Here is a 10,783-nt window from a genome sequence, read left to right on the forward strand (position 1 = left end):
GCGCTCCTCTCCGCGTAAGGGAGGGGCCGAGAACAGATCCCGGGGGATCGGCAAACAGGTTCCTCCCGCCGCGCCCGAACGATCGCTCTGCGCTGGTCCGAACCGTTATGCCGCCCTCCGAGAAGCCGCCCCTAACGACGGATCAAGTACTTCGCCCAGCTAACGGTCTCGAGCCAGAATGTGCTGCCCGAATGTGCTGTTGGGCGGCCGGCCCCGTATCGCCCCTGACAGAGAGGTGGAGTCCGCACGCGGCCACATTGTGATCTGCGGGTTCAGATGAAAAAGAGCAGAGCGCAGGTAGCCACAAACAGCAGGGGTGAGGGTCCTTCGAAGGTTCCGGTGACGGTCCGGAGGCGCGGGTCGACATTTGTTTGGTGGCGTTTGCCTTCGAGGTTGATGGGGTTGCCGTCGATCGACCCTCGAAGCTGGGCGGACCCGGTGGCGAAGCTGCAGGTGAGCGAGAAGCCAGCGCCGGCGAAGTAGCCGTTGATACGGAAGGCGTCCTGTGGTGTGGATGCCAAGCCGGCGCGGACCATGGCGGCGATCGTCTCCGCTGCGAACTCACCCTCGATGGTCGCCTGTTCGAAGAGGCCGTCGTCGGAGAGGTGGAACCATCCCCGGAGCTCGCCTTGTTCTCCGGCGTAGACGCCGCGGGCCCAGCCCGGGACGTCGGGGATCCACTGTCCGTTGGGGGCGAGACGCCAGCTGCAACTGAGGTCCGCCCCGGCGAAGGTGCCCCGGCATGTTCCGCCGCTGGCGGGGATGTCGAGGCCCACGTCTACGGGGAGGCCGGCGACGACGCCGGTGAGCCGGCCCCCTGACAAGGCGACGTCGACGACGCCGGAGACCCGATACTGGCCCTGGGACGGCCGGCGAGTGTGCGCCTGTGGTATCGGGGGTTCGCGGCCCCGTGATAGGAAGCGCCGGGCGGGTCGTGGCGCGCCCAGAGGGCCGGCGCCGGGAGCGGGCGAGATCGACGAGATGACCGCCTCGCGTACCGCGGCTGGGGTGACGCCGAGTTGTTCGAGGATTGCGGTGGCGACGCTGTCGTCGGCGCGCAGCACGCCGAGGATGATGTGCTCGGTGCCGATGTAGTTGTGGCCGAGCTGCAGCGCCTCTCGCAGCGACATCTCGAGCGCCTTCTTCGCGACCGGCGTGAACGGCGGCGACCCGTCGTGATGCTCACCGGGCGGGATCTTTTCCTCGAGTTGATTCCGGACCGACTCGATGGTGACCCCGAGCGATGTGAGGGCTCTTGCTGCGATGCCGTCGCCTTCTTTGATCAGGCCGAGGAGGAGGTGTTCGGTGCCGATGAAGTTGTGGCCGAGCAGCCTGGCCTCCTCTTGGGCGAGGACCATCACCCGCCGTCCCCGGTCGGTGAAACGCTCGAACACGCCGACAGCATCGCGCCGCGCTGGGACCGTCGGTGGAGGAGAACTGTCGAACTTTCTCGTCGCGTTTGGGGGGTCTCATCGCGAGAGGTATCCGTGAAGCCGGCCGAGCGCGCCGGCGGAACGGAGCATGAAGATGGAAAAGATTGCGCCCGTCGCGGTGGACCTGCCGCCGGGCCTCATCGTGGTGGTGCTCGGCCCCGCCACCAGGGAGCTCACCAGGATCCTCTGGGACGCCGGGCTTCGCCCCGTGCGCGGGCAGCGCTACGGGACCGTGTGGGCCCAGCCGGAGCGGATGGGGTCGTGATGGAGGCGTTGAAGATGCTGTTCGACCTGGTCACCCTTGCACTGTGGGTGTGGGTGCTGGTCAGGGTGGCCAAGAGACCGGCTGCCAGCTGGGTCCACGGTTGGGCGGGCAAGGTCGGCTCGATGCTGGTCGTCCTCGTCGTCTACACGACCTTCGCCGGCTGGTTCCTCCCGTGGGGGGCGATCATCGTTTGGTGGCGGCGGCTGGTCCGCCGCGGCGACGACTTCGAGCTGCCGATGGCCGACGGCCGGCGGAACCGTTGACTCGGGCATCGGTGCATTCAACGTTCGGGTATACTCGAATGCGAAATGCCGAGGAGGACCGCCGAGGACTTCGAGGCCGTGGGTGTCCAGCGGCTAGTGGACGCTTTGGGAGCGGCCGACATCGCCGTCTCCAGCGTCGCAAGGCGGGAGGGTCCGCTCGACGCGCTCGTGAGCGCGGTCGTCGACGACCGACCGGTCACGTTCGCGGTCGAGGTGAAGGCGTATTGCACGGGGGAGGCCGCGTGGGCGCTCACCAACGGTTGGGCGCTGGACCGGCGGGAGGATGCGGCGGCGCCGGTGGCACCTGTCGTGGTCGCCGAGCGGATCACATCCGGAGCCCGGGGGATCCTCAGCGATGCCGGCTGGTCGTGGCTGGACCTGCGGGGTCGGCTCCATCTGCGAGCTCGGGGTGTCCGCGTCGAGACGGACGTCCCGGCGGTGGCCGGGGATCCCACCGTCGGTCCGCCCGGGCCGGCCATCAGGGGCCGCGGAGGGCTCACCGTCGCGTACTGGCTTTGCGCCCACCCGGGGGAGTCGTTGTCGCCGAACCGGGACAGCGCCACTCTTGGAGTGGCGCCATCGACCATCTCCACAGCGGTCAACCGCCTCTCGCGAGCGTCCCTGGTTGATCACCAAGGTTGCGGTCTGTTCCCAGAACTGTTCTGGGAGCTCGCCGAGGCTTGGAAGGTGCAACGCACATGGGTCGCCACCCGCCCCGAGCCGTCCGCCCACCTGCCGGCCGACCCCTTGGCGCCGATGTGGCGGCGCAGCGGGACCGCTGCTGCGGTCGCCTACGGCGCTCCGGTCGTGTCGGTGCCCGGCGGCCCGGTCGACCTGTACGTTCTCGGCCCGGTCGAGGTTGCGGTCAACGTGGGCCGCTACGGCGCGTCACAAGCCGGGGTCGGAGCGGCGACGCTCGCCGTGGCGCCGACGACATTGGTGGTCCGACGCAGCGAAGGCGAGGATGTCGTCGACGTGGAGGGTTGGCCGGCCGCACCGCTTTTGGCCGTCGCGTTGGACCTGGCTCAAGACCGGTCCCGAGGCCGGGAGATACTCCGATCCTGGGAGCGCGACGGTGACATCTGGAGGGACTGAGCAAGCGTTGCTCGCCGGGCCGGCCATGGTGCCGCTGGTGCGTGCGGTGGCAGCGCTCGGCGAGGCCGGCCTCGGCCGCTACGCCATCGTCGGCGGAGTTGCTGTCGCGGTGCGTCTCGGGCGTGCGCACCGCGCCACCGCCGACGTCGACACCGTCGTCGATGAGTCTTCGCTTCGGGCCCAAGCCGTCGAAGTCGTGCTCGAGCTCCCTCACGCCCAGCCTCACCCCGAGGGCGGCAACAAGGTGCTGTTGGAGGGCACCCAGGTGGAGATCATGCCTGTGCAGTCCCTCTATCCGGGGCAGCTCGAGGACGTCCCGGACGACGACGCGCTCTTCGTCGCGTCGCACAGCTGGGCGCTCGAGACCGCCACCGTTGTCACGGTCACCGCGCTCGAAGACCCGACGGTCGTAGCCTCAGCACCCTTTGCGACGGCGGCCGCGCTGGTGGCGATGAAGCTTCACGCCTTGGGGAGCCGCCGGGGTGATGCCGCCGTCAAGCGGGCGAGCGACGTCTGGGACATCTACCGGATCCTGTTGGACCTCGACGGTGACGGCGCTGTCCGCTCCGCTCTGGCTGGCGGCCCGGAGGAGTTACGCCACCTTGTCCGCGATGCCGCCAGGCGGTTCCTCTCCGACGGCGTCACCCGGAGCCGGTCGTGGCTCGTCGCCGGCGACGAGTCAATGGATTCGGTCACGGCCGACGAGTTGCGCTATGTCGCCGCGCCGCTGATCGCCGCGTTGAGCTGACTGTCGGTCTCTCGCCTCCCGCGAAAAGCGGCTGACGCTCATCATCCGACTGGCTTCACCAGTCGCCGTCTTTCAGCCGCTTGTAGAGCGGCTCGAGCTGCTCGGCGTCGTCGCCGAGGACCTTTCGCGCCTCCGAGCGCGCACGCTCGAGGCCGAACCCGGATCCAGCGGCGGCGGCGACGAAGCGCGAGTCCCAAAGGACGAGCGACTCGGGGAGGGCGAGCATCCCCTTGACGATGGCTGATTCGGCGGACCGGGCGTCCCGCAGTTGGAGCGCGGTGCGGGCGGTGTCCGCCGCGAGGTTCTCGATCTCGGTCTCCATCCTGGCGACATGTCTGCGGATCCCGTCCCACACCCTGTGCTCAAGCGGGCGGCCACGGACGAGACCCAGCGCCTTGAGCCCGAGTTCAACCTTGCCGGCGCCGTCGGCGGCTGCTGCCCGACCGGCCAGCAGGCGGAAGACGGTCCAGTCGACGTCGACATTGGCCGCCCACCGGTAGCCGCTCTCGCCCGCCCGGATCTTGGGGAGCATTCCCTCTGGAAGGCTGCGGCGGAGTATCGAGATCAAAGAGTGGATCGTCTCTGCGGCCTGCGGCTTGTCTACATTGACCGCGCAGAGGTCACGTAGCTGCTCGACCGTCACCGGCGGGTCTTCGATAGCGAGGGCCGCCAGAACCCGGATGACGTCGGGCTTGCCGACGGGGTGTCGAAGTCCGTGCGCCTCGAATCGCCCGAGCACCGACAGGACCAGCGACACTTCCTGTGGTGCTGGATCGGCGACCGCGGTTGCCGCGAACGCGGGCGATTCGTCGGGCGTTGCCTGGGCCGGGGCTTGTCCGACGAGGAGATCGGCAGCGGCGCTTTGGTCTTCGCCAGCGGGTGGGAGCGCCACCGGTTCGTCGACGGAGCGGTAGGGGGCCGCCGGTGGCAGGGCAAGCGTCGTCCCTGCGAGAAGAGCTCTCGGTATTCGTCCAACCGGCAGTACCCGAAGTGTCGTCCGGCGACGCCGCACGACGGGAACCGATGTGAGGCCGAGGATCACGATCAGCGCCAGGAATATGACGACCCAGACGGGAGACGAGCCGCTGGTGTTGCGAGTGCGCGCTGCGGAGCGAGGGCCACTCGCCTTGTTCGTCGAGGTTGACGAAGTGAGGTATCCCGGTGCGGCCGCGGGCGGTACTGGTGGAAGGTCGATCGCGATCGAGGGCGTCTGGTTGAACCTGAGGGTCACGGGGGTGCCGTCGTAGGGGTTGCCCGTGTTGTACTCCTCGGCAGGGATCGTGCCGTCGGCCTTGATCAGAAGGGTGCCGGTAGTGAACGTTGCCGGGACCGGGAAGGCGTAGTAGTCGGGAAACAGCGACCCGGCGGAAGCGGGCTGGCCGATCGACACCGATTCGATCTGGCCGGCCGGGGTCTGTACGAGCACGCTGTTGCCCCCGATCGTCCCGGTGAAGTCGACCAAGTGCCCGGCGGCGTCTCCGGGGATGTTCTGCGTGTCACCGTTGTCCATGTCGACAACGAGCCACGCCTGATCGGGCGCCGGCACCGGCTGCAAGGTGTCGAGGTCCGGCTTGAAATACTCGAGCTCGGCGCTCGTCGGGGCGACCCGGACCGTCACGGGGTCCGCTGCCGAGCCCGTCCCGGTCAACTGTGTCGTGGCGCTCAGGGTTTCAGTCACGAACGGCTTGGTCGGATCGCGGTAGAGCGCGAGCGGTGAAGGATTCGTCCTCGTCCCCCGACGAAGGTCGAAGCCCTGCGTGAAGTTGCCCCGGGTGGCGACGAAGGTCGCCGGAGAACCCTTCGGTATCGCGACCGCCCACACGGGGTTCGAGGCGCCGAAGGGAACCGACAGGCTCACCGTCTGCTGGCCCACCTGCATGGAGAACGTCGGCTGAGTGCTGCTGTCGTAGGCGAGGATCGACGTCTGCGTTGTGTAGGCCTGGTCCACTTCCGTCATGGACACCACGGCCAGCTCGTCGCCGGGCACTGCCTGCACGGGTTGGGACTGGGGACCGGCTCGGTCGGTGAACGCGACGCCGGTGAGGGTGACCTCGAAGCCGTAGCCGGCGAGTCGGCCGTCCCGGGGGACCATCTGCTTCACGCCGGCGTCGGTGAGGCTTGCGGCCTGATCGGTGTTGAGGACCTCAGCGGAGGTGGTCTGGGCGCCGACGGGTAGGGCGGAGGTGAGCGAGGCGCCGGCGACGGCTACCAGGAGTGCGAGACGCCTCCGGCGCCGTCGGTGGTGGGCTGGGCCGGCGGTGCGCCTATGCGCCGTCGGGTTGATGCGGCACGTGCTTCCCGCGGTCTCGCCGCCGGCCACCTGCATCTGTCCTCCCCAGCTCGTCGCTCCCAACAGAATGCCGCAAATCGGGCCGCGGTGCACCGGGGTGACCGGCCCGAGATGGCCGACAAGCGGGCGCGACTGGTGCTTACGTCCTGAGCGCCTCCGCTGCTGCCTTGGCCCATTGGCTGGTCAGGCGGACGCCGAGAGTCGCCGAGACGTCGTCACCCGACTCGGGGCGATGGTCGAGCAGCCGGAGCAGTCCCTCTCTGCTGACGACCTTCTGCGGGTCCCCTCCGGTCTGCTCGGCGGCATCGATGGATATCTGCTTGATCGCGCGCGCTCGACGGCCGAGGTCTCCCGGTGCGGTCAGGACGCAGTCGGCGCACACTCCGAGTCTCCGGGCGGACGGGCCTTTGAGAGCTGCCGCGCACAGAGTGCACGATGCACTGCCCTTCGATGCACCTTCGGTCCGAGAGGGTCTCGCATGCCTCGTGGATCGGACCGCGCTGCGCGAGCGCTCTCTGGCGGGACCCTGCTGCCCCGCCGGTAGACGGTCGAGGAACGGGCTGGGCCTGTTCGTCCAACCTCTGCCATTGGTCGTGGCCCAGGTCAGGTGGAGTTCGCGTCGGGCCCGTGTGACGCCTACATGTAGCAGTCGCTCTTCTTCGGCGCGTTGCGCGGGTGTCTCGGCATAGGTGGACGGGATCGCGCCGTCGGTCACGCCGACCACGAACACCACATCCCATTCCAGACCCTTGGCCCTGTGCAGCGTCGCCAGGGTGACGCCCTCGCTCTTGGGATCAGAGGTCCTTCGAGCAAGTCCGTTGATGTCGGACAGGATCGAGGCGGCGCCCCGCTTCGCAGCGTCTTCGAGACCTTCGACAAGTTCGAGCAGGGCCAGGAGGGACTCCCACCGGCTTCTCGCAGCGCCCAGACCCGCCGGCGGTGCCTGGCGGTCGAACCCGCTGCGGTCGAACATCATTTTCACCAGTTCGAGACCGTTCCGGTCGGGATCGGCTCGTGCTGCCTGAGCGAAGGGCACCAAGACCGACCGGATTTCGTCGCGCTCGAAGAACGGGACGTCGTCGGCGACGACCGTCGCGATCTTCTGCCGTGCCAGCGACGCCTCGAAGCGCAACTGGGTGGCGTTGAACCTGTACAGCACGGCGATCTCCGACGGTGATGTGCCCGCATCGACCGCCTTTCGGATGGCGCCGGCCACCCATGCTGCCTCGGCGAGCTCGTCGTCCAATCGGCGAATCTTCGGAGCGACACCGGACGGTCGGGTCGGTAACAGCGGCTTCACGCCGCGTTCGTGAGCGAGGGCGTTGGCCCAGGCCAGGATCTGGGGGCTGGACCGGTAGTTGCGGGTGAGGTCGAACACCTGGGCCGTCGGGAACCGCTTCGTGAACTGGGTCAGATACGTCGGGTCGGCGCCCTTCCAGGAGTAGATGGCCTGGCGGGGGTCGCCGACCACGCAGACCTCCGCTCGACCCCCAAGGATGGCGTCGAGGAGCCGCTGCTGAGCCGGGTCGGTGTCCTGGTATTCGTCGACGGTTACGTGTGCCCAACGTCCGCGGACGACCTCGGCCACCTGTTCGTCGGTGTCCAAGAGTCGCGCCGCTATGTCCAGCAGGTCTGCGAAGTCGACCCGGCCCGTCCGGGTCTTGGACTGCTCGTAGCGCCGCCAGCACTCGACAACCGCTGGAGGATCGATCGCCGCGCGGCGACCAGCGAACACACACGCCGCCTCGTAGTCCTCCATACCGATCAGCCTGCTCCGCGCCCATCCCACCTCGTCGACCAGGTCGCGAACCGTCCCGCTGTCGGGGTCCCTGCCGGCCGCGGCGCGCAGGGCGTCGCGCCAGATTCGCCACGACTCGCCCTCCGACAAGACGTTCGGGGACGGCTCACGGCGCCCGGTCCGGCGCCAGAACTGGCCCGCGACCCGAAGCCCCGCAGCATGGAAGGTCCGGGCGTCGACCGCCCCCGCTCCCAGATCGTGCAGTCGTCTCGCCAGCTCGAGAGCCGCCTTCTTCGAGTGGGTGATCGCCAAGCAGCGATTTGGGTCGACCGCTCCGGTGAGCACCCCGTGCGCGAGCCGGTAGGTGACGGTCCGGGTCTTGCCGGTCCCGGCCCCGGCGACGATGCAAACCGGGCCAGTCGACGCCAACACCGCGCTGCGTTGCTCTTCGTCCAGGTCGTCCAACAGGTTCGCCATTCAAGGACATGTTGTCCCAACCCGGTGACACGGCGCGGCTGTCATGGTCGGCTCGGTCGGGATCCAGTAAACCCACCTTTCTAGAAGGACCGCGACCAGCGCTCGTGATGTGCCGTTCTGCGCTGGGTTGATTGGTAGCACTGCGGGAATATTGGTCGCGCGTTCTGCTCTCGGTCGTCAGGAGGCCGGTGGTCGAGCCGTGATCGAGCGAGGCCTCCCTCGGGCTTCGCTTGAATAGGTATCTTCGGCTAACAGATTCCGGCTGCTTTGGCGCCGTACTGTGCCTGAGCCAACGTGAACTGTTCTCCGGCGGAGGAGGAGAGCTGCTCAATCAGCCCGCTGCAGGAGAAGGCGGTCGTGCTGAGGTAGTTCTTGGCAGATAGCGCTGCTTGGGCGTTCCAGTCCACGTGAAGACTGTCGACGGCGAAGGTAGCGTCGGCGAGCGAATATCCCTCTCCGGCTTGGGATGACAGTTGTTGAATCAGCCCGAGACGCGAGAACCCTTGGCCCATGCTCAAGTAGGACTGGGCTGATTGGATCGCGTTCTGTTGCGACAGGGTCAGGCTGGGAGTGGTCGTCGGGGGAGCGGTGGCCGGAGGCGCCGTTGTAGGCGGCGTCGTAGCGGGGGGCGCGGTTGCAGGAGGCACGGTGGCAGGCGGTGCCGCGGTACCAGGCGGGTTGGTGGCAGGCACGGGTGCCACGGTCGTCGCCGAAGAGGTCGAGAGGTTCGCGTTCTGCTTCTTGCCGGATCCCGCAGCGGCACCGGCGGCCCCGGCAACAACGAAGAACGCCCCCACCCAGCAGATGATCTGGATTGTCGTCGGCCAAGATCGGAACTTGCGCCAGGGGCCTTTACTCCCAGACGGTTGGCCCGGCGCGGCGGCCGGCGGTGGGGCCTTTGCTGGTCCGCTCGCAGGCGGTCCAGGGGGAGGAGCTGCCTGTGCACCCCAACTCCAGTCGCCGGGTTGAGAGGGCTGTGATGCCGGGGACTGTCGGGGTGCAGTCTCGGGCGGGTACCACTTGCCGTCCGAGGCTTTCCACCATCCCGACCCTTGTGAGAAGTCACTCATCTGTTCGCTCTCCCGTCTCATAGTTGCGCGGGGTTTCGAACATCTCCGTCCGGTGGTGCATAACGAGCCGCCACCCCCAACGCTGCTCCTTCGCGATTGTCTGCTATGCCCCCCAAGCGAGCGTCAACAGATCGTCAAGCGATGAACAAGCCCCAGGCAGTAGTAGGCTGTCCTCTCGGCCCCTGCTTGGAGACGTGGGACAGTTCCGTCGACCTCCCGGCTCCGCCATCGTGGATCTGCCGGCTGATCTCGTTAAGGACGGCGGGATGCTTGGACGGAGCCTGGAGTACCCAACTGACCCACGTTTGCGGATGGGTCAGCATCAACCGCTCGGGATGTGCCCCGTTCTGCGCTCGCGTGAGGGCAAACCCGAGCCGAGTTCTCGAGCTCGCGTTCTGGCGCGCCCTAGCGTTGGTCTGCCGAAGGTCTCGATGGACCATCGACGGTCATCTGTCCGATGCGCCAAGACTCGTGAACCTTCGATTCTTCTGGCGTAGCCTCATGCAGGCTGGCCAGGCAGGGCCACACGCTGGAGGGGGTGGGAATTGTGTCGATCGCCGGTGCGCCGGTCGCCCTAGAGCCCGATCGTGTTCGCTCGCTCCTACGATTCGGCTGGGCGATCGCCGAACTCCGGGGCCGAGCGAACTTTGGCCCATCCGACCCGGGGCGACTGATCTCAGAAATGGGAGGGCGTGCAGGCCACAGCCTGCCGCTCGCCGAGGAGCGCTCCTGGCGAGAGCTCTTATTCGAGACCCACAAGGTGGTCTGCACCCTCGCAGAAACCCTTGTCCTGGAGCTAGATGGCTCCAAGATGGAGGACTCCCAAGGCCGCGTACCTTCGGGGCCAACCCTGGCCAGCAAAAGGGTCGTCGACTTGTGTAATGACGTGTATGACGGGAAGGGGAAGAGGCAGTCCGATGCCGAGTGGAACGCCTTCGCCGAGGCGTTGTACATGTGGGACGCGGACATCCAAGACAAGCTGGCATGCTCCACATTTGGGGAGGGATCCGCATACCAGTTGGGTCGCGCGCTTGCCGAATCCACCTGGTCGCTCGATCCCACTAGCAACCCAGCGAGCAACATCGGGTGGCTGTACCTCCTCGGTACGAACCGATGCCTGGCCATTACCCGCCTGATCGATCGCCTGACTCCTGTGTTTGGCACACTTACCGCGCAGGCGGTGAAGTCCTCGATAACAAACTGGCGCGACGTCGCCCGGAACCCCGAGTGGCGCGACGGCGAGGTGGGAGCTCAGTACCTCCGAGCGCAGGCCATCGCGTGGAGAGACTTGTTAGTCGGAGGGACCGACCCAACGCTCCTCGTCAGGCCCACGTCAGCCGTCAAACAAGCCACCGTCGTTTGGTCGGCACTCAGATCACTTTGGCCTCAACTCGTCGCTGCCGT

General features: G+C 67.6%; 9 protein-coding genes. 5 read left to right on the top strand and 4 right to left on the bottom strand.

Features of this window, described 5'->3' with window-relative positions:
• Positions 1–272: 272 nt before the first annotated feature.
• Entirely contained in the window at positions 273–1,394 is a 1,122-nt protein-coding gene (locus tag VNF71_10520) for a Clp protease N-terminal domain-containing protein (GenBank protein HVA74983.1), read from the bottom strand.
• A 127-nt stretch (positions 1,395–1,521) separates the two neighbouring features.
• Here VNF71_10520 and VNF71_10525 point away from each other — a divergent pair, with 127 nt between their 5' ends.
• From VNF71_10525 to VNF71_10540, 4 genes are read left to right on the top strand one after another with little or no spacing between them, the layout of a single operon-like run.
• Entirely contained in the window at positions 1,522–1,698 is a 177-nt protein-coding gene (locus VNF71_10525) for a hypothetical protein (protein HVA74984.1), read from the top strand.
• On the top strand, positions 1,698–1,961 hold the full coding sequence (locus VNF71_10530) for a hypothetical protein (protein HVA74985.1): 264 nt from the start codon (positions 1,698–1,700) through the stop codon (positions 1,959–1,961). Before VNF71_10525 ends, VNF71_10530 begins: the two co-directional genes overlap by 1 nt.
• Before the next feature lie 45 nt (positions 1,962–2,006).
• Positions 2,007–3,056 carry a hypothetical protein gene (locus tag VNF71_10535; GenBank protein ID HVA74986.1) on the top strand — a complete coding sequence of 350 codons (1,050 nt, stop codon included), beginning with the start codon at positions 2,007–2,009 and terminating at the stop codon, positions 3,054–3,056.
• Positions 3,037–3,804, top strand: coding sequence for a nucleotidyl transferase AbiEii/AbiGii toxin family protein (locus VNF71_10540; GenBank protein ID HVA74987.1), 768 nt, complete (start codon positions 3,037–3,039; stop codon positions 3,802–3,804). Before VNF71_10535 ends, VNF71_10540 begins: the two co-directional genes overlap by 20 nt.
• Before the next feature lie 55 nt (positions 3,805–3,859).
• Here the strand turns inward: VNF71_10540 and VNF71_10545 are convergent, their stop codons facing one another.
• The 3 genes from VNF71_10545 to VNF71_10555 all read right to left on the bottom strand — a co-directional run bounded on the left by VNF71_10545 (position 3,860) and on the right by VNF71_10555 (position 9,106).
• Entirely contained in the window at positions 3,860–6,124 is a 2,265-nt protein-coding gene (locus VNF71_10545) for a hypothetical protein (protein HVA74988.1), read from the bottom strand.
• Between the two features lie 109 nt (positions 6,125–6,233).
• The gene (locus VNF71_10550; protein HVA74989.1) at positions 6,234–8,309 is read right to left on the bottom strand and encodes an ATP-dependent helicase; all 2,076 of its coding nucleotides are present in this window, start codon (positions 8,307–8,309) and stop codon (positions 6,234–6,236) included.
• A gap of 248 nt (positions 8,310–8,557) precedes the next feature.
• Positions 8,558–9,106, bottom strand: coding sequence for an Ltp family lipoprotein (locus VNF71_10555; GenBank protein HVA74990.1), 549 nt, complete (start codon positions 9,104–9,106; stop codon positions 8,558–8,560).
• An 820-nt stretch (positions 9,107–9,926) separates the two neighbouring features.
• On the opposite strand from VNF71_10555, the gene VNF71_10560 reads away from it, so the two are divergent.
• On the top strand, positions 9,927–10,783 hold an 857-nt coding region (locus VNF71_10560), incomplete at its 3' end, for a hypothetical protein (GenBank protein ID HVA74991.1).

The organism is Acidimicrobiales bacterium (genome assembly GCA_035533095.1).
GTDB lineage: Bacteria > Actinomycetota > Acidimicrobiia > Acidimicrobiales > Palsa-688 > DATLUM01.